We start from the raw sequence: 23,731 nt of genomic DNA, 5'->3' as shown, positions 1-23,731 counted from the left end.
GGGGAATAACAATGAAAAAATATTGGAATACGATATTGATTAGTTTAATCATCGTGACGACAATCAGTTCTTACTATATTCAACAGGCAATGGCAAAGGGTATATCCTTTAAAATTGAAACAACTAGCGGAAATAAGGGAGAAATTGACAATCTTATTCTTCAAGCGAGTTATCAGAGCGGTGATATTATTCGAGGGTTGCATATATCAAAGGATGGTTCGACTAATCAGAGCAGGTCTTTCATTGGAGAGTTGATAGGACGAAATAACCCTTTGATGTTTCAAAAATATATTCAAGAACACCGTAGTTTTATGCGTGGAAAAGAATTAAATCCTGGTCAGTATTTTGAAGACGAAGACCGTTTGATTTACACCACTTTTCAAAGTAATGGTCGAAAAGACGGCCGAGGAAATTTGTTCACTCTTCAAATCGATACACTTGATAAACATACAAATGACAGTTCTTCATTTGAAATCAATATGCCAGACCAAGTGAGATATGACTGGATCAATGAGAGAGATGTCTATGTAGAAAATGGTAAAATAAAGATTTTAGGAACTAGCTATCTCAATGGTGATGAAGAGCTGCATATATATACGGTTGATGAAAACAAAAAGGAATTAGAACATGACTCAATACTTGCAAAAAGAGAGTCAAAAGAGATAGGCCAGGCCAACATCAATATATTGAATGACAATAATAAAGTACAAAATGAAAATTATATCTTATATATGGTTGAAAAATACAAATACCAAGATGATGATGAGCTTGAAACGATCCCTAGCAAAATATATTTTTATAACTATCTCAATAATGAAGTGAAGGAATTGACAATTCCAGACGAATTAAAACCATATATGAAGTCGATGATTCTACATGGAACAGATATATTCATTCCTGTTCATTCAGCCATGGGGTTAGAGCTGAAGCGTTATAATATAGAAAAGAAACAGTGGGAAGAGCATTTAAACTTTAAATATCCAAGCATTGCAAATGATGAAGAAGCACCTTTTTTACAGATTACAGATGATAAGCTATATTTAGTCAGTCGTGTTTCTGACGGTCATTTCTTCTTTATCGGTGATGTACGTACAGGTGAATCATTATATGAAGGTAAAATCATCAGCGAAAATAAAGAAAAACGAGATGCAGATTACTCACTTTATATCGGGCAAATATATAACAACATGAATTAAATTAAAGAACATACAATTTAGAAAAATAGTGTAAGAAGCTTTGGCAGGTATGAATTCTATGATTTATATCTGCCGATTTTTGACCCTTGGGCTGATGATTGTGAAATGATATTAGATAGTCTAACGATCATGAAATTTGTCACTGTGCGAAGTATATAAAACTTAGCATTAGTATTATCTTTTTAACTTTGAAGTAACGGTTTCAAGAGTTTAAGTTCCAGAGCCATTGTCAAAGGCAACTTTTCTTATTGAGCTAACGGAGCAGAATAATCGAACAAGGTTTGGAAATAATATCACTAAAAAGGGGGGCGAGAAATTGAAAAAAATGGTGTTTGTTGTCTTGTTTTTGTTAATTTTAACTGGTCAAGTTGAAAAAGTATCTGCTGAAGATACTTTTGAAGTAAATGAACACCAAGAATTATCAATAAGGCAAGCGATTGAATTAGCATTTCCTCCTGCATTGAAATGGAATGAAGATGCTCAGTTATTACAGGCAATAAATATAGATTTGGATAAACCAGGGAAGTCAATCGGAAGTAACGGTAAAAGAAAACATTGGAACATTTCATTTGGAGTACCAGATACGAATAAGTATTTCTTAGTTACCATTCACGATGGAAAAATTGATATGGTCAATGATTTAACAGGAGAGGGTACATCTCCTTACCCTAAAAAAGAGTTTGTACTAATGAAGGATATCAAGTATGATTCACCAGAGTTGCTGAAAAAAGCATTAAAAGTTGGTGGTATTTATCCTGGTAAAGATTGGGCTAAAGGTTTTAATTTTATGCTTAGAAAAGATACAGAGAGAAATATTAACCTGCTATTAGTAATAGGTTGGAACAGTGACCAGACAAACATGGAAGCTGCGGGCTTTAATGCTTCAACAGGAGAATACATTAAACCTAATTAGTAAGTTTTGTCCTTTTTAAGCTAACGGGGGCGTTACTTGACGATCATTGAGTTGCATAGGCAGCTCTTTTTTCTTATTGAACGAATGGGGTTAGTTGAATAGGAATTAGGTGTGACTGGAAGAATTGTCGATGATATAAAAAAACACCGAAGTGTCTTATGTATTTTCAAATTAAGCTTATGGACAACTTGGAATTTGTAGGGTTAATCATAATAGTGAAATTCAAAACCGTCTTCTGGTTCGCCAACTTCATATCCCAATAATTTTGTAGCTCTATTCTTAAATAATGTAATCCATTCATTCCATTCTTCTGATGGTAATTTAGCATAGAATTGTAATCCGCTTGGTTCAACACTTACTTCTATCAATTTACCATCTGAACCATACCACTTTGGACAGCCGTTTACAAAGTTGTTCCAGTTAGGCATTTCTCTATATAAACGCTCCAACTGATCCCAAACTTCTTGAGGGGCAGAATAATGAATATTCAAATTAATGTTGTATATTTCCATATGTTCTCCTTTTAATATTTAGATTTAAAAGTTGTTAATTCTTGATTTTATTCGCTAATTCAACCAAAAGTCGAACTTCTGAATCTTTGATCAGGTCATACACTGAATTGGAATATCCCATATCTACTTATAACCTTGCAGTAAAATAGTCATACTATTTTTATCTGAGTATTTAGAAAATAATATCTAACGCTTTTTTAACACTTTCAATTAATTCTGCGTAACCCATCATTTTCATAAAATCTAAAGTTCAATGTTTCTTTTTATAACCTAATAGTTTTAGAACTCATTAATTTTTTTCATTAATTCCTTGAATTCATCATCTATATTCTAGCGTTTCTTTCGAATTATTGTTTTACTGTGGGTCAACTGTGATAAAAACACTTTTTAATCCGTCATCCGTATATAAAAACTCCATTTGTAAACACATATCTGCCAATTCTGAATTTGAAGTTAAATCATAATCAACAGCAAATCCACTGTGATCATTGAATTCATAGAAGTTGATTTGTGAATATTCGTATTTTGGGTGGAAATTACATGGAGCGCCATATTCATCAAATGAATCAAATCCATTTAAGTTTAATGTTTCTTGGACATAATAGAATAATTCACCAATATCATCTACTTCAGATTCATCCACATAATTTAAAATGTTTTCATATTCTTTACTGTGCATTACTTTTAATATATTAGTAATAACAGTTAAAGCATATTGTTTATCTTCACTTTTCATATTGAACCTCCAAATTCTAATTTGTCTTTCCATTCAACTGTATAATATCATACATTTGTGAGAAAATTTACTTAAACTAACAGGGGCATTAATTGAACAGAGAAACATTTATTCAAAAGCAGGTTATGAACACATTTCTGTCAGAAAGCAGTTTCGTAATAGGCAGTCTGATTTCCATAAGGATAATGTAGAAGTCACATTTTGCTATATAACCCATTCCGTTAATGGAAGCCTTATTATGAACGGATTACTTGAATGGATATGGCGAGCAGACGCCCTGTTACCCCAAAGTTTTATGTTGCACGGAATATCAGCAAATGTCTTAAACCCAAAACAACTTTTGGAAGAAAAAGAAGTCTATAAACAAATTGGTCGGAAGCCTCGACTAAAGGATGTAGAAAGCAAAAAGATTTTGCACCGTATAATATCGGATTTCAGTTAGATTGAGAAATAGTGTACTTAAAGTAACGGGGTGCGTTAATTAAAGATCATTGAGTTGCATAAGCAGCAATTTTTTTACGAAGCATTTAGCTTAACAAGTTATAAAATGAAAAGAATAAAATAATTTAAAAAAGCATTCAGGGAACAGTTCGCCCTTGAATGCTTTTTCACTTTTTTTACAATATCAACAGCTTTGCCTGGTAATATGTCTTCCCGATATTGTCCGTATATTAGACGCCCATTTTTCTACGGGTATTGCTTGTTTTTTTCGTTTGCTGGCTTTTCATTTTTTTTGTTGAAAGGTCGACATTCTTTTTTCCTTTATTAGAAGAGGAATGGTTCTTTTTGTTTTCAAGCTGCTGTTTCACTGCCTCATGCAGGCTGATTTTTTTCTTTGGTACTTCAGAATGATTATTCTCGGTCATAGAAAATGCTCCTTTTTGAATATGATAGTTAGTCCAGTATACTCTATTTTCTATCATTTGTGAAACTTTCCACTTTAACTTACAACAAGTAAAGACGCTTTTTTCCTAACGATGCAGGATAGTTGAAAAAGCGTGGGTACTTTTGTGTTTTAATTTCAAACAAAGGAAATTAATGTTAATATTAAAATGGAATATCGGCAATAATTAGAATAGTAAAAGAACACGACTGCTATTAAGGTGGAGGTAAAACTTATGAAATACAATAAAGGCTTATATGTATCACTTGTACTAATGCTGTTTGTTATTTTGGTTAACACAACAATATTTGATGATGAATATTCAGGGATTGCAATGTTCGTTTGTTTAGGCATATTTATAATGGGAACAGCATTTTTTATAAATACTAAACAATTAAAAAATTAGGATGCGTAAAGCATAAACTAACGGCGGTTTTACTTCAAGATGGGATTTAACAGGTCCCATCTTTTTCTTCTTCAACGGAGGAGAATAGTTTTACAAGGAATATCTATAGAAATGTAAGGTTACATGGTAAAGTAGCGAAAAAAGGTTGTGTCAAATATGAATGTTTCTTTAATTGTTGGTATGGACAAGAATAGAGTAATTGGCAAAAAAAATGATATTCCATGGAGGATTCCAAAGGATTGGGAGTATGTTAAAAATACTACAAAGGGACATCCAATTATATTAGGTAGAAAGAACCTTGAGTCAATCGGAAGGGCTTTGCCTGACAGAAGAAATATTATTTTGACGAGAGATAGGGATTTTGACTTTGACGGTTGTGAAATTGTCCATTCAATCGAAAATGTATTTGAGTTATGTAAAAATGAAGAAGAGATTTTTATTTTCGGTGGAGAACAGATTTATAATATATTCTTGCCTTATGTTGATAAGATGTATATTACAAAAATTCATCATGAATTCGAAGGAGATACATTTTTCCCAGAAGTTAATTTCGATGAATGGAAAGAAGTATCTGTTGAAAAAGGGATAATGAATGACAAAAACCCTTATAACTACTATTTTCATGTTTATGAAAGAAAACTTTATTAAGCTAACGGAGGGCTTTACTTGAAGAACATTGAACTGTCCAGACAGCTCTTTCTTATTATTCAACTATAGGAGAAGGTTAGCGAAAGAAGGAGTATTCAAAGATAGTCCAAAGATAGTATAGACATAAAAAGCGAAAACACAAATTTTAAGTGGAGAAGGCAATATGAAGAACCTTTTATTAGAGTCACACTGTATATTTCCAACATCAGACATAGTTAAAACTGCTAATTTTTATGAACGAAAAATGGGATTTAAGGCTGTACAGTATTTGGATGCAATTGAACCTCATATTTGTCTGTATCGTGATACAACAGAAATTATCTTAACTAAAACTAACGGTCAAAATGTAATTCCGAATAGGGAACTATATGGCTATGGGTACGATGCTTACTTTATATCAAAAAATCAAGAGGAACTTCAAGAAGAGTTAATCAACGCTAATGTGAAAATCGTCCGTACTTTAGATAATACTGATTACAATAATAAAGAATTTGTAATTGAAGATATAGATGGGAGATGGATAGCGTTTGGCATTAAAGTAGGTTAAAGAGAAGAAGCTAAGTTTTGCATAAATGTACTTAAAGTACCGGGGTGCGTTAATTTAAGTACATTGAGTTACATAGGCAATTCTCTTTTTCTTTATTGAACTAACGAAGCAGGTTAGTTGAACAATCGACTTCTGTAGAAGGATATTTTTCATCCCACAGAGAAGTAAGAAGAGATATAATTAATACTTTTATAAAGGAATGAAAAATAGTAGGGCCTCTCTTAGTCAATATTTAAATATTGATGCATGTAAGAAGTTAAAAGGAGTTGAAGATAGTGATAGAAGACCTATCCCAAGAGGAACATGGTATGAGTGGAACCATCCATTCCAAATTGTTTGATAAAAACTTAGAGGTGTGGATTGAAGAAGATGTGAGCATTGAATATGCCAATTTATGTGCAAAGTCTTTAAGCAGTACGGATGATAATCTTATAGATGACATATGCAAAGCAGCCATCACCTACTCCAAAGACTTCTGTGAAATGGTTGGACAAGAACCTCCTAAGATTGAAAAGGTTAGGGACATCCTTCAGTATATCGAATTTGGCTCTATGCTTGTAGATGAGCCAGAGGATAGTGCGGTACCAGTTGTCCATTTAGCAGGTGGTTGTGAGTGGGAACCAGAGCATGGGATTGAAGTTATTATCCGCAATGGAGAATTAATCTATCTGGGAGCTTACAATGGTGAATGGGCGTGGGGAGAACCAGAACACTATGAGGAAGACTATAACTATGCCTTTGTGATAAAACAAAGGATAGATATAGAAAAAGAGAGCTTAGATTAAAGGTTAACATCAGCAACTTGTCCTTTGTTAAACGATTACTTGAAAGTAGTTTTATAAAAAAGTTTATAATTTAAAATAAAGTTTGATTAAAAATCCTGTGTTGATATGCAGGATTTTTTCTAATTCCGCAATCACAACTTCTTTGAATGATATGGATATTTATGTAAATGCCAGTCGGACTTGTGAAGTAATGCACTTAAACTAAAGGGTGGACGTTATACTTAAAAGAAATTGTTAAAATCGATGTTCAGCTATTTATTTAAAATCTAAGAATAAGTTAGTGAGGTATTCAAAATGATGAAAATAGTACCCCCTAAGCCTTTTTACTATAAAGGTGGAGAGAAGGCCGTTTTACTATTACATTCTTTTACAAGCAATACGATTGATATGAAAAAGTTAGGGAAGTATTTGCAAAGGAACGATTATTCTTGCTATGCACCATTGTACAGTGGACATGGTTTAACAGCAGAAGAACTTCTCACATACAGACCGTCAGATTGGTGGCAAGATGTACTAAACGGTTATCAATTTTTGAGGGATGAAGGTTTTGAAAAAATAGCTGTGATCGGTCTTTCTCTTGGTGGTGTGTTTGCATTAAAAGCTGGTCAAGAGTTAGAGATAAATGGTGTTGTGACAATGTCTGTACCAATGCATAGGGAAGCTAGTTTTCTACAGAAGCGGGTCTTTCATTATGCAAAAGGCTACAAACAACTTGAAGGGAAAAATGAAGAACAAATAAATTTAGAAATGAATCGTCTTCAAAATATGTCAATCGATTCATTAGTGGAGTTCCAACAGCTAATTAATAAAACGATGAATAAATTAGCACTTTTAACGTCACCCATTCGTATATTATATGGTGAATTAGATGAACCATTGTATAAAGAGAGTGCAGAGGTGATTTTTCAAAGCGTTGCGACGAATCAAAAAACAATGAAGGGGTATCCGAACTCTAAACATTTAATGACAATAGGTACGGACATTAACGACGTGAACAAAGATATTCTTACATTCTTAGATGATTTAACTTGGTAGTTTTAATGATCTTCAACTAACAGTAGCTTTACTTCAAAAAGGAGTAACGCTGTTTCCTTATTCAACAAACAGGGGTTTTACTTTAAATAAGTTTCTTAATAATACAACTGCAATCAGCGCAGTTGCAATTGACTGGAATACATATTCATATAAAAGGAGGTTTGTTGTGGTCTTGACGGCTTTATGGAATGAACAGGGTTTGCTTGCATGATCACTAAATTGGTACAGAATACTCTGATTGTTGTAGATTTCATAAAGTTGTATTAAATCCGGAGTTAGTATACAACTTATTTAAGATTTACACTCGTTCCTTATTAAACTGACGGTGCAGTATAGTGGAAGAAGGAATAATTCTTAGTAATGTAGAACCTATTAAATAACATTAATGTTAAAAAAGTATCAAAAGGATGAATTTTATGAAAATTAAATATCCAGCATCCCTAAAGACAGGCAGTTTAATAGGTGTAACTGCGCCCTCAAGTGGCGTCGAAGAATCATTACATATACTTGTGGATGAAGCAAAGCTACAAATAGAGAAAAAAGGTTTTAAAGTCTTAATTGGTGAAACTGTGCTAACTCAACACAAAGGGAGAAGTGCTTCTAAAGAAAAAAGAGTAGAAGAATTAATGGATTTTCTTCAAGATCATAGTATTAGTGTAATAATGCCTCCTTGGGGAGGTAGTTTTGCAATGGAAATCTTACCATTTATCGATTGGGAAAAACTAAAAGAATTGAATCCGAAATGGATATTAGGTTACTCAGATATAAGTACATTCATTTTTGCTTACACTACAATAACGGGTCATGCTTCTGCTCATGGTGTAAATTTCACTGAACTATCAGCGCCTGAATGGGATAGGCTATCTAGTATGTGGATAGATGTACTTAGTTGCAATAAAAATGAAGAAATTACACAATATTCGTCTGAAAAATATCAATCCAGTTGGGATAAAGTGTATTCAAATCCTGCCAAAGGATTTTATCTCGATTCACAAACAGAATGGAAAACTTTAAATAAAGAAGATGAAGTGACATTTTCAGGGAGATTGATTGGAGGGTGTTTGAATACTTTACAAGTTTTGGTTGGCACTCCGTTTGATAATGTTAATAATTTTGTGTATCAATACTGTCATGAAGAAGGTGTCATTTGGTATCTTGAAATGGTTGGAATGGATGCAGCAACAATTTATAGAGCTTTATGGCAAATGAAACAAAATCATTGGTTTTCAAATATTAAAGGTGTGCTTTTTGGACGAACGAGTGGATATAAAGATATGGGGGATTTTACATTAACTGATGCTTTAAAGGATGTTTTTGAAAGTTTTAATATCCCTGTTATTCTAGATGCTGATGTTGGTCATACACCCCCACAAAATATTTTGGTGAATGGTGCATATACGACAGTAAAATATAGTAATGGTAAGGGTTCTATCATAATGAAATATATATAGATGTAGAGAGTAAGATGACAAAATAGCGGAAAAGTAATGTCGCCTGAAGATGAGAGGCTTTTAAAGTTTGTAAGGAAAAACACCTTCAATTCTTTTTTTAGTTTCATATGTTTCGCAGTTGGAGTTCCGTCTGCATTATCATATAGTGTTTTTGAAGATATTACCATCTTCTCGAAGAATATATTTGATGCCGCAGATTATTTAGTTAGTAATATATTAATGCCACTCGGCGTATTTTTAATCTCTATTTTCGTACCACTTAAGATTAAAAAGAGTAAATTACGTGAAGAAGTATTACAGCATTCTAGTTTGGGTGCTACTGTATTTAACATTTGGTTCTTTATCATGAGATATATTATTCCGTTAGTAATTATCATCGTATTCCTTGATATAACTGGAATACTAGATAAAATTATTTCTATCTTTTAAATAAGAAAACTATTTAAAGAAACCCAACAAAAAGTGCTGAAGCTAGATAGCAGAAATTCTGCTTAACTTCAGCACTTTTTTTGTGCGCCCAGCATGGGAAATAACTAGTAGGTGAAAGTCCGATACAAAAGGATACTGGCGCATCTCAAAAAGCCTCATATTACACAGAACCCTCGGCAATTACTACTGGGAAAGCCAAGTACTGAAATGCTAGCAAATTCTTTACGAAATTTTGCGTTGTTCAACTTAATTGAACCGCCGTATACGGAACCGTACGTACGGTGGTTTGAGAGGTCGGGAGCTAATCACTTCCTCCTACTCGATTTGTTACATATTTTCAAATTGGAGGTATTCAAAAATATTTCCGAAAGGGTCTCTAAAACTAATATATTTTCCTGGAGGACAATTAGTTGGTACATCTACAATAAAATTCACTTCCTTCTCGTTTAAGAATTTAACCGTTTCAAAAATATCTTCAGTTTGCAATCCTAATACAACTCCTGTAATTTTATTATCTTGATTATAGGTTGTATGATCGTTCTCTTCTAAAATAATTGGTAACTCTCCGTGAACAAGTGATGCAATTTTAGGACCATACTGCTTGTTTAATTCAAACCCTAAAGTATTAGTGTAAAAGTCTATTGCTTTGTTTAAATTTGGCACATAAATGCTTATCACACAAATCTGATTCACTATTTTAGACCACCTTTTTTAGTATTATAGTAAATATTCTACATACATTAATATCAATCCTTTTTTGAAATTTTATTCAGTAGTCTTAATAAACTAATTGGTGCGATTGTTCAATTAGAGCAATCGCTTTTTCACTAACGGTGCAGTTTAGTGGAATAAGGTCTTTAGAAACACTAAGGGGGAAAGTGTATGAAAAAGGTTTTTATTTCTGTAATAGCCGTAGTTGTGTTAGTAGTTGGGATTTATTTTGTACTTAACATTAAACCACCCAAACCAACCATAACTATTGAAAATAATACAGTAGAAGTGGCACGAGGTTCTTATTGTTGGAGTGGGCTTATTAACGTTCAATGTGTTGATAAGATTTCCCCGCCAGATCTTATTAAACATCAAGAACTTAAACCTGTTGTTGTTTCACCTGGAGCTGAATTAAAAATAGAATTTAATCGTAAACCACAAGAAAATACATTGGGCGCATATATATGGTTTAGTAACGATGAAATAGAAAATGCTCCACTAAATGACAATGTATTATTAGTGCCAAAAGAAAAAGGTGTATATATTTATAGTGTTTCTGCACATTGGGAAAAGGGAAGTTCGAATTATGCCTTTGTAATTGAAGTTAAGTAAGTCTTTTTTTACTGACGGAGGCGAGTGTTCAATAGAGCAGTCGCTTTTTTACTAATGGAACAGATTAGTTAAATAATGTATATTTTGGTATAATGTTTAAAGTAATCCGATGAGAATAAGTGAATATTATATATTAGGAGGATCTAATGAAACAGTTAAATTTATTTCTAATCCTTCTACTTTTGGCTTTAACAGGTTGTTCATCTGAGACTGGAGCGAAAAGTGAAAAAGTTGAAGGAACAACGGTTAAATCTAAAGAATTACAAGTTGTGTATACTGCAAAAGATGAAGATTTAAATACAAATGGCACATTGTCGGATGGAATCCATAACACCTCAATTTGGCTTGATGCACTTGTAGGAAATGTTGAATCCTTTGATGAAATGGGAAATACTGACCTTCTTATGGATTACGTAAAAGGAGCAAATAAATTGGCGGAAAAAGTTAACGCTTCTAAGGAAATAAAGGAAGTATTAAACAAAGTTTTGAAGCTAACTGAGCAAGGATTAGCAGATAAAGATATTACAAAATTACATCAAGCGAACGATATTCTTATAAATCTTGATTACAATTACAACATTGAAATATTTAGAGAGGATGAACTGGAACAAATTAAAGCTAAACTGAAATAAAAAAGGGAACAAATCAATTTTACAATTTTTTCTTCATACTCGATTCCTAGTTCCATGAAAAAATTAATTGAGCATGCATTATACATAATAAGATTGTAAATAAATGTACCTAAACTCCCATGAAAGAACTTAATCATCTTTCATTTTCTGTGGTGAAGTGCGGAGTTTTCCGCTACATGGAAGGCTAACGGGGTGCTTTACTTGAGATCATTGAGCTGTTTTAGACAGCTCTTTTTTCTTATTTTACTAACGGAGGTTAGTTAAATAAGGAATTCCATTTTTATTACGAATTTAATATTAGTTACGCTGAACCGTATCATAAGTAAGTGCGGTTCATAATTTCACAGAAATAAAAATCGTCGTATTAATTATATAAGATTTTTTATTCAAGAACGCAATAGGTTGTGTTCTTATTTTGTTAAGTGAATTAAAGTAGTTGCATCTGACGTAACGGTAGATTTTATACTAAAGAAAAGGGAGATGAAAATATGTATTCAATAGGTCAATTTGCTAAAAAGACGGGGCTAACGGTACGAGCGTTACGATATTATAGTGAAAAGGGATTGCTAGAACCATGTTTTATTTCAGATTCGGGTCATCGTTATTACAATGATGATAGCATTGAAACAATTCAAAAAATAGTAACATTAAAATATTTAGATTACTCATTGGAGGAGATTGAAGATCTTTTACGGAATGGGGAACAGCAGCTAATAGAATCATTAATGTTTCAAAAACTACAACTAGAGAAGAAGCGAAACCAAATTGATCGTGTTATTGCTAGTTTGGATCAGGTGATTGAGATAGGAAAACAAAGTGAAGTAATTGATACATCAATTTTTTTAACGGTTATTTTTAACTTACTAAAAGAGGATGAACAAAGGGACTATTGGCGAAGTATATTACCTGATGAGTTGGTAGAGCGCCTATATGACTTTTTCGGAATGAATATTATTGAAATAAATCAAAAATACATAGATTTAGCAAATCAGTTGAAGCAGGCATACATTCAACCGACTCAAGACGAATATTTGAAATCGTTAATCGAGCAGTTATTCTCACTAATTCCACAAGATATGATAGAAGAGTTAGTAGAAGTATTAATGGAATATGAGGATATTCAACTAAATGAATGGTTATTTCCTACGCCCTTTACAAAGGAAGAGGAAGAGTGGTTGATTTCGCAGGCTGAAAGACTTGGGGTGTATGGAGATGTGGATGATGAATAATTCTGTACGAGGAATTTGGCAGCTTGTTAATAGTAATCGATTGTCGAAGAAACTCACGATAGGCACTCTTTTACTAAGTATCGTTGAAACACTTATCGGGTTGGCTGTTCCCTTGGTTACGATGAGAATGATTAATGATTTTTCAACGATTGGCTTTTCATTGCAGTCGATTTTATTAGTAGGTGCATTTCTAATTTTCCAAGCTGTACTGAGTGGAGTAACGTTTTATATGATGCGTAAGCTTGGGGAAAGAATTGTGGCAAATTTGCGCAATACAGTATGGGCACATGTTTTACGGTTACGTATTCCTTACTTTGATGCACATGAATCTGGTGAAACAATGAGCAGAATTACGCAAGATTCTAATGTTATTAAGGAGCTTATTACAGATCATTTGATTAGTTTTATTTCGGGTTTATTTGCAATTGTCGGTGCAGTAATAATACTAATCATCATTGATTGGAAAATGACACTACTGATGCTAACTGCAGTTCCAGTAGCAATTTTATTGACACTGCCTCTTGGACAACGTATTCATAAAATCGCAAAAGAAAATCAAGACGAGCTTGCTAGTTTTACAGGACAGTTGGGGCGTGTATTAACGAATATTCGACTCGTGAAAACTTCGCAAACAGAAAATTTTGAGCAGCAAAATGGAGAAGAAAAAATTCATCATTTGTATCAATTTGGGTTGAAGGAAGGAAAAATTTTAGCAGTTTTATCACCGATTATGACGTTCATTATGATGGTTGTACTCATTTTATTATTTGGCTATGGTGGCGCGAAAGTAGCAACAGGTACGATTTCAGCGGGTGAACTAGTAGCAATTATGATTTATCTTGTGCAAATTATTATGCCATTTACTCAAATGGCAACATTTTTCACTGCATTTCAAAAAGCGATGGGTGCAACAGAACGATTACAAGAAATTTTGAACGAACCAATCGAAGGGCACGGGATGAATGTTATTTCGTCTCCCGATGAGTCGATTGTTTTTGAAAATGTTGCGTTTCAATATAATGACAACCCTATTTTAAAAGGTATTTCCTTTACGATCCCAGCAGGAAAAACAACCGCATTGGTTAGTGCCAGTGGGGGAGGAAAGACCACAATGTTTTCATTAATAGAACAATTTTATGATGTAACAGATGGTACTATTCGATTTGGAGAACAGCCTATTGAAAGTATCGATTTAAAGCAGTGGCGCAGTTTATTTGGGTATGTATCGCAAGAAGCACCACTCATGAATGGAACAATTCGAGATAATGTAACTTATGGCAAAAGTGAGGTTTTAGAAGCAGATATTATAGGGGCATTAAAAAACGCTTATGCATGGGATTTTGTCCAACAATTTGAAAAAGGGTTAGATACAGAAGTAGGGGAGGGAGGAATTAAATTATCAGGTGGGCAAAGGCAGCGGATAGCGATAGCACGTGCATTATTCCGAAATCCAGCGATATTATTATTAGATGAAGCAACATCTAACCTTGATAATGACTCAGAGAGAGAAGTACAAAAGGCATTTGAGCATGTAATGAAAGAACGTACAACGGTTATTATTGCACATCGTTTATCGACAATTACACATGCGGATCAAATTCTAGTATTTGAGGATGGTCTGATTACTGGTTCTGGAAAACATGAGGAGCTTCAAGAAAACCATACTTACTATAAACAGCTAATTAAATTAATGACGACAGAAGCTATATAATAAATGATTATCGAGTTTGAATAAAGTCGTAAATTTGCCACATAGTGAAACAAATTGAATCGCACTTACCCATAATACGAAAAACCGTAACATAAGCAAGTGCTGTTTTTAGAGGAGTATCATTCACATATAAGAATGATGCTCTTTAATTTAGTTTTTAGTCTCTTTTAGAAAGAGATATAAGTTGAAATAACTATTTGTGAATGTATACACTTAAACTCCCATGAAAGAACTTATACATCTTTCATTTTCTGTGGTGAAGTGCTGATTTTGGTACTTCATGGATGGCAAACGGGGGCTTTACTTGAAGATCATTGAGTTGCATAAGCAGCTCTTTTTTTATTGAGCTAACAGGGAAAATTATTCAGTAATTTACCCACCTGAATATAAATATAAAAAGGTATATCGGATTTTTTTACGAATAAAATTCCTTATACTAAGGTAAATTGATATGCGGTTGCAATGAACAAATACTTAGGTAATAGGAGGTTTTTATTTGTGACACAAACATCAAGAATTATTCCTAGATTCGCAGTACATGGAACGGCAACTGGTGTATTTTTCATGGCGTTTTTCGGTACTCTGTGGGCGTACACAGGAATTATGGGATTACAAGGCTGGGGCGTTCCATTATTGTTAGTTACTGCTGTTGCCATCGGTATAGGGCTGTTCATCGGCGGTGTTTCATTAATACGCGCATCGCGAGAATTGACGAATCAGGTTTCAAAAACAGACTTAAGTCATGGGAAGCGTACGAGGTTTTGGTTTAATATTATTTTCGCGGCAGAGGGTTTGGCAATAGCAATTACGATTGCTGTCTGTAACGCTACTCGTCACACTGAACTTTTACCTGTCTTAATAGCTATTATTGTCGGTGTTCATTTTATCCCATTGGCCCCTCTATTCCAAGTTAAATTCTATTATTTTACAGGTGCACTCCTTTGTTTACTTGCTATTATTACATTACTGTTTGTGCCTGCGAAGATCACACTAGGGGAACATCAAATAAATGCATTTATGTCTGTGGTAGGCTTTGGCTCTGCCCTGATCTTGTGGGGAACTGGTCTGGCAATATGGTTAATGGGTAGAAGATTGCTAGGTATCGTCCCGAAATAAATAACTAAAGAAGTGAGATGGTACTTTACAGCGAAAAAATATGCCCTATACATTGAGGGATTAGATTTTGTTGAGGTAAAAAAAGATTATGAAGATTTTCACTTCAACTCCCATGAAAAAACTTAATCATCTTTCATTTTCTGTGGTGAAGTGCTGATTTTGGTACTTCATGGATGGCTAACGGGGGCTTTACTTGAAGATCATTGAGTTGCATAGGCAGCTCTTTTTTTATTGAACTAAAGCAGCAGTTTAGTTGAAGAAGGACATTTATATTATTTCTAGAATAAAAAGATAAATAACTGGGATTAAGGAAGCGGTGAGATTAATAGCACAGAAAATCAATTTATTTTTAGATAATAAAACTGAAAGAAGTATAATCAACAGACTACGGAGTGGGGGTTGTGTCTTCGCTGAAGAAGAAACGCAGTTACTTACCACTGAGGCAAGAAGTATAGAGGATTTAATGAAAATGGTAGAAAAACGAGTAAGTGGTTTACCGCTTGAATACGCACTTGGGTTTACGAAGTTTTGTGGGCTACGAATAGAAGTAGAACAAGGAGTTTTTATACCACGTCGACGTACGGAATTTCTAGTTCAGCAAGCAAAAGTTTTAGCCCGCCCATATGATATTGTTTTGGATTTATGTTGCGGGTCTGGTGCTATTGGTGCTGCAATTGCAACCGACCTTAAAAAGATTTTATTACACTCCGTTGATATTGACCCTGTTGCTGTACGATGTACTTCCCGTAACATAACTAAGGTTGGTGGTCACGTTTATCAAAGTGATTTATATGATGCCTTATCCGATTCATTGAGAGGTCGAGTGAACATCATAGTAGCTAACGCACCTTACGTTCCTACTGATTCAATAAAACTGCTTCCCCAAGAAGCACGTTTATACGAACCAAAAACGGCACTTGATGGTGGGTTGGATGGACTAGACCTTCAGCGAAAGGTAGTAGAAAAAGCATCTCACTGGCTTGTTTCTGGAGGACATCTATTGATAGAGACGAGTGAAATTCAGGCTACTCAAACTTCAGAAGTTTTTGCTAATGTTGGCCTAATTACCAAAATAGCTAGGGATGATGAATTAGATGCAACAGTTGTTATTGGAAGAAATCCTTAAACTACCGATAACACGTAAATTTGAAATTAACTTCAAATCCTTGTTCAACTAGGAAGCGATTGTTCAATTATAACAATCGCTTCTTGTGCTAACAGTGCATATTAGTTGGAGAAGGATTTTTTGGATATATTACCTTAAACAGTCTGGAATTGATGTATATTCACATTGTGATTAACCAGACAGTGGGAGGAGTAAAAGAGCTGCAAATTCCGATTCCCCTCCAATCACTCCTCTTACTGTTCTCCTAATTTTCTATAAGCAACTGCACCACCGACTGCTGCCTTGATAGGATTAATTAATGAATTACTGTAAATCTTTCTCGTTTGAAAGTTCTACTTTTTTATTAAATTTCCAGGAAGATAGATTTAATCTATATTTGATAAATTGATACTAATTATCAATATTTTAAAATGTTTAAATATTCCGATATTCGTATTGGTATCTTTGTGATAAATTTGAAATATCGCACTAAACTGAAAAGTGTGACAACTAAAAGCAGAAGGGGGAAATGAGATTTGAAAAAGTTTAAGTTTACGAAGTTCTTAAGTAGTATTCTAGCTTTCGTTATGGTGCTTTCTCTATTGGTGCCATTGTCGAGCGCTAGTGCTGAAGAATCGAAACCATTCAAGCAGGATAGTCAAAGTGAAAGTATAATTCAACAAAAGGCGGCTATCGCTGAACAGCTAAGCTTGTCTAAAGATGGTCCAACTCTTCACGAAAGCTTACAAAATGTATCAGGCAATCAAGATGTTGCAGTCATCGTTCATTTATCTGAAAAGCCTGTGGCACTAGAGCAAGGAATGAGCCAAGTCAAAGGCAAAAAATTCTCTAATGCCCGAGCAAATGAAGTTCGTTCAAATGTAAAAGCACAACAAGCAGAGGTTAAACAAGAGTTAGCTGCTAAAAAAGTTCAGATGACTCAAGGATACACATTTGATACTGTTTTAAACGGTTTTGCGGCAACTGTAAAAGCAAATGATCTCCCGAAACTGCTTACAGTAGAAGGAATTACATTAATCGAACCTGATGCAATTGTTTACGCATCAGAAGATAATACAATGAAATCATCGGAACTTATTAAAGAAGATCAATTAGAAGCTCAAATGAATACAAGTAATTCTTTCCTTGGCATCGAACAGCTTTGGAAGGAAGGACTTGAAGGACAAGGGATAAAAGTAGCAGTATTAGATACGGGTATTGATGCAGATCACCCTGAGTTTGCCGGAATTTATAAAGGTGGAAAAAACTTCATTCCGAATTCAGCAACTTACACGAAGCCTCGGGCAGATGACGATGCATCGGAAACATTGCCTTCGGAGCGTCCAGTCGGGACACCTGAATTTAATGAAAAAGGAAGCGCGTTCTATACTTCTCACGGTACACATGTTGCTGGAACAATTGCAGCAATCGGAGCTAACGAATTTGGTATTAAAGGAATTGCTCCAAAAGTAGACCTTTATGCTTACCGTGTTCTTGGGGCATACGGAAGTGGATCTACATCTGGTATTGTGAAAGCAATTGAAACTGCTGTAAACGAAAAAATGGACATTATCAACCTTTCACTTGGCGGGGGAGCTAACTCTGAAACGGATGCTGGTTCATTTGCTATTAATAATGCAATGATGGCTGGAACAATCGGAGTACTTGCAACAGGGAACGAAGGCCCAAATCGCGGAACAATGGGCACGCCTGCAACCGCTCGTTTAGGAATTGCTGTTGGTAACACAACAAATCCTGAAACAATGTATAACGGTGAAGTGAATGTTACAGTTGGCAACTACAACTTAACAAAGCAGCTTCCATTAATGGGAACGACCTTTGCGAAAAATTTAGAAACACAGCTTCAAGGAGAATTTGACCTAGTTGCTGTTCCTGGAAACGGGGAAGTAAAAGACTATGCAGGAATTGATGTAAAAGGTAAAGTGGCATTGATTTCTCGTGGCAGTATCGCATTCGTTGATAAAATTGCGAATGCAAAGGCAAATGGAGCAGTCGCAACAATTATTCATAACTTTGCCGGTGGAACGAATGCACCGAACATTTCAGGTACATTCCTTGGTGATTCATTTGAATTTCTGCCAACATTTGATATGTCCCAAACGGATGGCGATGCAATTCGCGCTGCATTAGCAAGCGGAACCGGAAAAGTAAGCTTTAGTAAATTTGCTTCCACAAAGACACTGGGAGATGATGTAAACTCTTCAAGTTCACGTGGACCATCTACACCAAACTTTGATATTAAACCAGATGTAAGTGCACCTGGAACAAACATTATGTCAACGATTCCAATGTATAAAAAAGATTTCCCTGATGCAGATTATGGGGAAGCATATGGTCGTAAAACAGGAACTTCTATGGCAACACCGCATATTGCAGGTATTGCTGCATTAGTTAAACAAGCAAATCCGGATTGGAACGCGTTCGATGTAAAAGTGGCGCTTTCTAATACAGCAAAGGTTATAGATAAAACAAAATACGATGTGTTTTCTCAGGGTGCAGGGCGTGTAGATGCTTATGCAGCAGCTCATCCGGAAATTCTTGCCTATGCACTTGATAGCGCAATTTTAGATGGAACTGGTATAGTTACAGAAAACTTGAAAGGTACAGTTACTTTCGGTCCACAATCGCTTAAAGACCGGGATATTTCTGTAACGAAACAAGTTTTAGTAAAAGATATTAAAGGGAACGGTGGCAATTATAACGTATCAATTGATGTAACAAAAACATTTGGTGATGCAACGGTTACAGTAGATCAGCCGACATTTAATCTAGATGGTGAGCAACTTTTAAATATTACATTAACTGCTTCACAAGCTACGGCACCAAACGGCTCTGAAATACTAGGGTATATTAACATTAACGGTGGAGATACAGAAATTTCATTGCCATTCGCAGCCGACTTTGGCGGCGCGGCAGCAACTGAAATTAAAGATTTTAAGATTACAGAAACAGACCTATCCTTTAACGGAGATGGAGTAAAAGACTCAGCTGTACTTTCATTCACATTAACTGGAGATGTAACAACTAACTATATCGAGCTTTGGGATATTATGAATCCTGAAGGTGGAGAATACGGAGACGGCTACATTGGTTATCTACATGCAGGTACTGCGCTAGGAAAAGGCTCTTATACGCTGAATATTGGTGGGCAGTACAAGCCATGGGGAACAGCACCTGCCACAAAGATTCCAGATGGTCTGTATACAATTGACTTCACCGGCCTTGCAGCATCAGGAGTAGTTTCCGATTATGTTGGACCAATTATCGTGAAATCGACTAAACCAGAAATTACTGGTTCAGTAGCTGAAGGTGTCGCTACAGGACAGGTAACAGATAAGTATATCGACTACAATGAAGAGTTATATTTATATGGTTTAAATTACAATTTAAATGATAAATTAAAAGCTTCCTATATTTCGACGGTGAATGGCGAAGTACAAGCTCCAGTTGCTTTTGAATTAAATCAAGATGGTAGCTTCACATTCCCAGTAACAGCAGAAACAAATGCTGTATCAGTAATAATTAAAGACGCTGCTGGGAATGTTGGTGAAGCGAAGATATATGAAAAAGAAGTAGTAGAACCAGTAGTAACACTTTCTGTAAATCCAACTGAGCTAGCCCTAACAGCTGGAGAAACTGCACAACTTACGGTAACAGAAACGTCAACGCCTGTAGAAGGTGATGCAACAAAGGAAGACGTAACTTCAAAAGCAACTTATGTTGTTGGAGATGAAAATGTTGCAACAATAGTAAATGGATTAGTAACTGCAGTAGATGAGGGCACGACTACAATTACTATTTCATACGGTGATAATGAAGTTACTATAAATGTTACAGTTAAAGCACCTGATGTAGAACAACCAATAGTAACACTAGAAATTGACCAAGCTCAGGTTGAAACTAGAATAGGTAAAGAAGTTACAGTTAAGATTACTGAAGTAACTACTTTTGATGGTAAAACAACAGAAAAAGATGTTACAAATCTTGCAACCTACGAAGTAGCGAATGATAAAATAGCTACTGTAAAAGCAGGGGCTGTAAAAGGAAAAGGTCAAGGGAATACGACGGTTACGGTAACGTATGGTGAGCATACACTAACATTTGATGTGTTGGTTGTAAAGCCAGGGAATGACAATGGTAACGGCAATGGCAATGGCAACGGCAATGGAAATGGAAATGGCAACGGCAATGGAAATGGCAATGGCAATGGCAACGGCAATGGAAATGGAAATGGCAACGGCAATGGAAATGGCAATGGCAATGGCAACGGTAATGGTAACGGTAATTAAATAATAATGAAGTTACCGAGGATGAGTTATAATTAATTTCAGTTCAAGCAAAAAGAGAAATTGCACAGTGCAATTTCTCTTTTTGGCTTTGCTTGGTTAGTTCGTCTTAGGTAAATCGAAATCAGTCCTGGTTTTTTGATTAACAAAGTTAATAAGCAACTCTTCACCTGTAAGATCCGTTAATATACATTTAATCAAATGCATATAGTGATTTTCAAGCCAGGCTCGAGCAAACGAATTTGGCGCAGAAATCGTCACAGTTGAGTCACTACTATTATAGGACAGTAATTTTGTAGACTTTATCCACGTTTCGAAGCTTGGTTTAGAAATTTCTTGTCCAACCCGAACCAGGACATTTTTCCAAAGTTCTTCTAAATGTTCCAAGCGGCCAGTCTCTTGTACTGAGTTCATTAAGATTTCATCTGGCATTTGTCCATTTAATTCAAGTTTTTGCTTTGGCTTGTTCATGCATTGTCTTGGCTGTGATTAACCATCTATCTATGTCCTTCTTCATGTGACCAACGGAACAATGATTTCATAAAACGAATTCGGTGAGCAAGACTAGAGGGTTTAAGATACACATTAGATTTTGCTAAGTACTCTTTTAGTTGAACAGTCGTAAGTCTCTCAATATCAATATCTTCAAAATAGCGAGTAAGTAATGTCGCCTGAAGATGATATGCTTTTAAAGTTTGTAAGGAAAAAACCTTCAATTCACTTTTCTCATGCTTTTGACATTAACAAAATACACTCCTCCAAAAATAGTATTTATAGAGAAGTTATTTCCAATTTGCTAGAAAGAGTATACATAGAAAAAATACTTCACTCCCATGAAAGAACTTAATCATCTTTCATTTTTTGTGGTGAAGTGCTGTTTATTGCGCTTCATAGATGGCTAACGGGGCTAGAAGGACATTAAATCAAAAAAAAGAATAATAACATATAAGAGCTATGTTCTTAGGAGGAGAAAAATGAAAAAAACATTGATCATTATTAGTATAGTTTTACTTATGCTTTTAACAGCCTGTAATTCCTCTTCAAAAGTAGTTGATGACTATGATACAAGCCAATTAAATGCTGATTTTGGTGACGATGAAGCTTATGAAATAGGAGCCTAATGCTGATGGCATGCCCGTTTTTAAAAATCATCAGAAAGCATTACAACAAGCTCAAATTGATTATAAAGAAGGGTTTGCAGCCACTGCCAAAGAACATGATTTAAAGCCTATTAGCCAAAAAAATTATAAAAATTATATGACCTATGCTTGGCAACTTGAAACTAAAGATGAAACCGTTGTTCAACAAGGTGTAATGATAGCGAAATTCTTGGATATTTATGAAAATAGTTTTGAATAATTAATTATACTAACTGAACTAACTGGGGTTTTACTTCAATAAGGGTAGAGCATTTTCTTCTTAGACTAACGGTGCAGGTTAGTTCAGCAAAAATATAAGATATTATTGAGTTATATGAACTACAAAGGAAGTGTACAAGTGTTTTATTACTCAAAAAAGAAGAAAATACGAGGTTGGAAAAGACATAGGAGAAAAATTGAAAGATGGAAGCAAAACGCAATAAATTTAGATATGGACTATTTAAAGAATTACCAAAGACAATACGAAAAATTGTGGATTCATCCCTTTTATGTATGGGTACGAAAAAACCCTCCCAATTGGTATAATCGACTTTTACTTGATGCAATGATTGAAGTTTACCTGGAGTGGCATCGAAAAATGATGGATGAAAATGAAGAGTTTTATTTAAAAATCTGGCTTTATGACCCTAATTTTATCAATTCACAAATTGTCGTTGCATATAGAGATTGTCTTGATTTCTATAATAAAACCTTCAAAATAAGGGAAGAAAACAAGGAATTCCCTTTCAATAAATTTCATTCCTTGAGGGACAAGTTAGAACAATTCCAATGGGATTTGCACATAGAGATTGATTATTACGATGAAAACGACTTGAATGAATGGTTAGAAGAAGGAAGTTTAACTGAAAAAGAAGTATCAAAAATTAAGGGAAAAGCCTTTGAAACCATTAAATTTGAAAATGAATTTGGGGGTTTCTTACAATATAGTCTCGACAAAGGAGATGTTTGGATAGGGACTTTAAAGTGAGAAAGATAATACAGTAATTGTTGAACTAACGGAGTGCGATTGTTCAATAGGGCAGTTGCTTTTTCACTAACGGTGCAGATTAGTTAAATAAGAATTAGAAATAAAAAAACTACAGCATATTGAAAAAACCACCTTATAGTGTAAAATTACACTATAAGGTGGTTTTTCTTAATCAATTTAATATGGAGGTATATATATATTGAAGATTTTTATTAGAAGTATTTTGTCTTTATTTCCAGTTCCTTTCTTATTTCATTATTACGAATATAATAGTCATCTTGCTAGGCAACACGCTGATTTTTTGTTTCCGGTATTTCTAGTGTTAATAATTGTTGTAGGTATATCAACGAGAAACATTAAATTTCCTTTGTTCTTTAGTTTGAATTTTATCATGACTGTTATTTCTTTGATATTTGGTTATTTTTTTATAGTTGATGATGGAGGTTGGTTTAAACCTTTTGGCAGAGATGCCGCCATTATATTTGTTTCAATTATTTATATTTTAGGGCAATTAATTATAAGAGTATTTAGCAAGCAAGGTCATACGAACAGCCAAAGTAATAAGTAAATATGAAACGAAAAGAAGTAATTCTTCGTTTATGGATTGCTTTTTCATAGCTGCTAACGGAGTAGTATTTCT

Annotated in this window: 24 protein-coding genes and 2 pseudogenes; 20 read left to right on the top strand and 6 right to left on the bottom strand. The window is 34.5% G+C overall.

Going from position 1 to position 23,731, the window contains the following annotated elements; translation table 11 throughout:
- Positions 1–11 precede the first annotated feature (11 nt).
- Positions 12–1,196, top strand: a complete 1,185-nt coding sequence (locus ACB089_RS13850) for a hypothetical protein (protein WP_374966925.1) — start codon at positions 12–14, stop codon at positions 1,194–1,196.
- 316 nt (positions 1,197–1,512) lie between these two features.
- Positions 1,513–2,109, top strand: coding sequence for a hypothetical protein (locus tag ACB089_RS13845; RefSeq protein ID WP_374966924.1), 597 nt, complete (start codon positions 1,513–1,515; stop codon positions 2,107–2,109).
- A 203-nt stretch (positions 2,110–2,312) separates the two neighbouring features.
- Here the strand turns inward: ACB089_RS13845 and ACB089_RS13840 are convergent, their stop codons facing one another.
- The 3 genes from ACB089_RS13840 to ACB089_RS13830 all read right to left on the bottom strand — a co-directional run bounded on the left by ACB089_RS13840 (position 2,313) and on the right by ACB089_RS13830 (position 4,223).
- Positions 2,313–2,621 carry a hypothetical protein gene (locus ACB089_RS13840; protein WP_374966923.1) on the bottom strand — a complete coding sequence of 103 codons (309 nt, stop codon included), beginning with the start codon at positions 2,619–2,621 and terminating at the stop codon, positions 2,313–2,315.
- Between the two features lie 355 nt (positions 2,622–2,976).
- Positions 2,977–3,357, bottom strand: coding sequence for a hypothetical protein (locus ACB089_RS13835; protein ID WP_374966922.1), 381 nt, complete (start codon positions 3,355–3,357; stop codon positions 2,977–2,979).
- Between the two features lie 671 nt (positions 3,358–4,028).
- Entirely contained in the window at positions 4,029–4,223 is a 195-nt protein-coding gene (locus tag ACB089_RS13830) for a hypothetical protein (RefSeq protein ID WP_223555314.1), read from the bottom strand.
- 252 nt (positions 4,224–4,475) lie between these two features.
- On the opposite strand from ACB089_RS13830, the gene ACB089_RS13825 reads away from it, so the two are divergent.
- The 7 genes and pseudogenes from ACB089_RS13825 to ACB089_RS13795 all read left to right on the top strand — a co-directional run.
- The gene (locus ACB089_RS13825; protein WP_175401771.1) at positions 4,476–4,646 is read left to right on the top strand and encodes a hypothetical protein; all 171 of its coding nucleotides are present in this window, start codon (positions 4,476–4,478) and stop codon (positions 4,644–4,646) included.
- A gap of 156 nt (positions 4,647–4,802) precedes the next feature.
- Positions 4,803–5,294 (top strand): DfrD/DfrG/DfrK family trimethoprim-resistant dihydrofolate reductase, encoded by a 492-nt coding sequence (gene dfr, locus ACB089_RS13820; protein ID WP_374966921.1) that lies wholly within the window; start codon positions 4,803–4,805, stop codon positions 5,292–5,294.
- A gap of 163 nt (positions 5,295–5,457) precedes the next feature.
- Positions 5,458–5,841 carry a VOC family protein gene (locus ACB089_RS13815; protein ID WP_374966920.1) on the top strand — a complete coding sequence of 128 codons (384 nt, stop codon included), beginning with the start codon at positions 5,458–5,460 and terminating at the stop codon, positions 5,839–5,841.
- Between the two features lie 275 nt (positions 5,842–6,116).
- Positions 6,117–6,626, top strand: a complete 510-nt coding sequence (locus ACB089_RS13810; protein WP_374966919.1) for a hypothetical protein — start codon at positions 6,117–6,119, stop codon at positions 6,624–6,626.
- Positions 6,627–6,920: 294 nt separating this feature from the next.
- A complete protein-coding gene (locus ACB089_RS13805; RefSeq protein ID WP_374966918.1) occupies positions 6,921–7,661 on the top strand; it encodes an alpha/beta hydrolase in 741 nt (246 codons plus the stop codon).
- 416 nt (positions 7,662–8,077) lie between these two features.
- Positions 8,078–9,112 carry a S66 peptidase family protein gene (locus tag ACB089_RS13800; RefSeq protein ID WP_374966917.1) on the top strand — a complete coding sequence of 345 codons (1,035 nt, stop codon included), beginning with the start codon at positions 8,078–8,080 and terminating at the stop codon, positions 9,110–9,112.
- Between the two features lie 111 nt (positions 9,113–9,223).
- Positions 9,224–9,389, top strand: a pseudogene (locus ACB089_RS13795) (hypothetical protein); the annotation flags it as partial.
- A 479-nt stretch (positions 9,390–9,868) separates the two neighbouring features.
- On the opposite strand, the gene ACB089_RS13790 reads toward ACB089_RS13795, so the two are convergent.
- On the bottom strand, positions 9,869–10,234 hold the full coding sequence (locus ACB089_RS13790) for a VOC family protein (protein ID WP_374966916.1): 366 nt from the start codon (positions 10,232–10,234) through the stop codon (positions 9,869–9,871).
- 189 nt (positions 10,235–10,423) lie between these two features.
- Between ACB089_RS13790 and ACB089_RS13785 the strand changes: the two genes are divergently transcribed.
- The 7 genes from ACB089_RS13785 to ACB089_RS13755 all read left to right on the top strand — a co-directional run bounded on the left by ACB089_RS13785 (position 10,424) and on the right by ACB089_RS13755 (position 20,967).
- A complete protein-coding gene (locus tag ACB089_RS13785; protein ID WP_374966915.1) occupies positions 10,424–10,864 on the top strand; it encodes a hypothetical protein in 441 nt (146 codons plus the stop codon).
- A gap of 146 nt (positions 10,865–11,010) precedes the next feature.
- Positions 11,011–11,496, top strand: a complete 486-nt coding sequence (locus ACB089_RS13780; RefSeq protein ID WP_374966914.1) for a hypothetical protein — start codon at positions 11,011–11,013, stop codon at positions 11,494–11,496.
- A gap of 488 nt (positions 11,497–11,984) precedes the next feature.
- On the top strand, positions 11,985–12,725 hold the full coding sequence (locus tag ACB089_RS13775) for a MerR family transcriptional regulator (protein WP_374966913.1): 741 nt from the start codon (positions 11,985–11,987) through the stop codon (positions 12,723–12,725).
- The gene (locus tag ACB089_RS13770; RefSeq protein WP_374967565.1) at positions 12,718–14,436 is read left to right on the top strand and encodes an ABC transporter ATP-binding protein; all 1,719 of its coding nucleotides are present in this window, start codon (positions 12,718–12,720) and stop codon (positions 14,434–14,436) included. The genes ACB089_RS13775 and ACB089_RS13770 overlap by 8 nt, the downstream gene beginning before the upstream one ends.
- A 498-nt stretch (positions 14,437–14,934) precedes the next feature.
- A complete protein-coding gene (locus ACB089_RS13765) occupies positions 14,935–15,552 on the top strand; it encodes a hypothetical protein (protein WP_374966912.1) in 618 nt (205 codons plus the stop codon).
- A 337-nt stretch (positions 15,553–15,889) separates the two neighbouring features.
- Positions 15,890–16,678, top strand: coding sequence for a putative protein N(5)-glutamine methyltransferase (locus tag ACB089_RS13760; RefSeq protein WP_374967564.1), 789 nt, complete (start codon positions 15,890–15,892; stop codon positions 16,676–16,678).
- Positions 16,679–17,193: 515 nt separating this feature from the next.
- Positions 17,194–20,967: a S8 family serine peptidase gene (locus tag ACB089_RS13755; RefSeq protein WP_374966911.1), complete on the top strand. Its 3,774-nt coding sequence runs from the start codon at positions 17,194–17,196 to the stop codon at positions 20,965–20,967.
- 108 nt (positions 20,968–21,075) lie between these two features.
- Here the strand turns inward: ACB089_RS13755 and ACB089_RS13750 are convergent.
- Positions 21,076–21,351 (bottom strand): annotated as a pseudogene (locus ACB089_RS13750) (DnaA N-terminal domain-containing protein); the annotation flags it as partial.
- 110 nt (positions 21,352–21,461) lie between these two features.
- Positions 21,462–21,680 carry a site-specific integrase gene (locus tag ACB089_RS13745; RefSeq protein WP_374966910.1) on the bottom strand — a complete coding sequence of 73 codons (219 nt, stop codon included), beginning with the start codon at positions 21,678–21,680 and terminating at the stop codon, positions 21,462–21,464.
- Positions 21,681–21,938: 258 nt separating this feature from the next.
- On the opposite strand from ACB089_RS13745, the gene ACB089_RS13740 reads away from it, so the two are divergent.
- The 4 genes from ACB089_RS13740 (at position 21,939) to ACB089_RS13725 (ending at position 23,659) form a co-directional block, all read left to right on the top strand.
- A complete protein-coding gene (locus ACB089_RS13740) occupies positions 21,939–22,085 on the top strand; it encodes a hypothetical protein (protein ID WP_374966909.1) in 147 nt (48 codons plus the stop codon).
- Positions 22,086–22,095: 10 nt separating this feature from the next.
- Positions 22,096–22,323: a hypothetical protein gene (locus ACB089_RS13735; protein WP_374966908.1), complete on the top strand. Its 228-nt coding sequence runs from the start codon at positions 22,096–22,098 to the stop codon at positions 22,321–22,323.
- 138 nt (positions 22,324–22,461) lie between these two features.
- A complete protein-coding gene (locus tag ACB089_RS13730; RefSeq protein ID WP_374966907.1) occupies positions 22,462–23,091 on the top strand; it encodes a hypothetical protein in 630 nt (209 codons plus the stop codon).
- A 199-nt stretch (positions 23,092–23,290) separates the two neighbouring features.
- On the top strand, positions 23,291–23,659 hold the full coding sequence (locus tag ACB089_RS13725; protein ID WP_374966906.1) for a hypothetical protein: 369 nt from the start codon (positions 23,291–23,293) through the stop codon (positions 23,657–23,659).
- Positions 23,660–23,731 lie beyond the last annotated feature (72 nt).

This window comes from Lysinibacillus sp. RS10 (assembly GCF_041956855.1).
GTDB classification, from domain to species: Bacteria; Bacillota; Bacilli; order Bacillales_A; family Planococcaceae; genus Lysinibacillus; species Lysinibacillus xylanilyticus_A.
The sequence above is the reverse complement of the archived record's forward strand: the minus strand, read 5'-3'. Positions and strand labels throughout refer to the sequence as shown.

What these genes read in the sequence shown, in the direction of transcription:
- ACB089_RS13850 (WP_374966925.1), top strand. Translation starts at nt 12, where the DNA reads ATGAAAAAATATTGGAATACGATATTGATTAGTTTAATCATCGTGACG.
- ACB089_RS13840 (WP_374966923.1), bottom strand. Translation starts at nt 2,621, where the DNA reads ATGGAAATATACAACATTAATTTGAATATTCATTATTCTGCCCCTCAA.
- ACB089_RS13835 (WP_374966922.1), bottom strand. Translation starts at nt 3,357, where the DNA reads ATGAAAAGTGAAGATAAACAATATGCTTTAACTGTTATTACTAATATA.
- ACB089_RS13830 (WP_223555314.1), bottom strand. Translation starts at nt 4,223, where the DNA reads ATGACCGAGAATAATCATTCTGAAGTACCAAAGAAAAAAATCAGCCTG.
- ACB089_RS13825 (WP_175401771.1), top strand. Translation starts at nt 4,476, where the DNA reads ATGAAATACAATAAAGGCTTATATGTATCACTTGTACTAATGCTGTTT.
- dfr (WP_374966921.1), top strand. Translation starts at nt 4,803, where the DNA reads ATGAATGTTTCTTTAATTGTTGGTATGGACAAGAATAGAGTAATTGGC.
- ACB089_RS13815 (WP_374966920.1), top strand. Translation starts at nt 5,458, where the DNA reads ATGAAGAACCTTTTATTAGAGTCACACTGTATATTTCCAACATCAGAC.
- ACB089_RS13805 (WP_374966918.1), top strand. Translation starts at nt 6,921, where the DNA reads ATGATGAAAATAGTACCCCCTAAGCCTTTTTACTATAAAGGTGGAGAG.
- ACB089_RS13800 (WP_374966917.1), top strand. Translation starts at nt 8,078, where the DNA reads ATGAAAATTAAATATCCAGCATCCCTAAAGACAGGCAGTTTAATAGGT.
- ACB089_RS13785 (WP_374966915.1), top strand. Translation starts at nt 10,424, where the DNA reads ATGAAAAAGGTTTTTATTTCTGTAATAGCCGTAGTTGTGTTAGTAGTT.
- ACB089_RS13780 (WP_374966914.1), top strand. Translation starts at nt 11,011, where the DNA reads ATGAAACAGTTAAATTTATTTCTAATCCTTCTACTTTTGGCTTTAACA.
- ACB089_RS13775 (WP_374966913.1), top strand. Translation starts at nt 11,985, where the DNA reads ATGTATTCAATAGGTCAATTTGCTAAAAAGACGGGGCTAACGGTACGA.
- ACB089_RS13770 (WP_374967565.1), top strand. Translation starts at nt 12,718, where the DNA reads ATGAATAATTCTGTACGAGGAATTTGGCAGCTTGTTAATAGTAATCGA.
- ACB089_RS13740 (WP_374966909.1), top strand. Translation starts at nt 21,939, where the DNA reads ATGAAAAAAACATTGATCATTATTAGTATAGTTTTACTTATGCTTTTA.
- ACB089_RS13735 (WP_374966908.1), top strand. Translation starts at nt 22,096, where the DNA reads ATGCCCGTTTTTAAAAATCATCAGAAAGCATTACAACAAGCTCAAATT.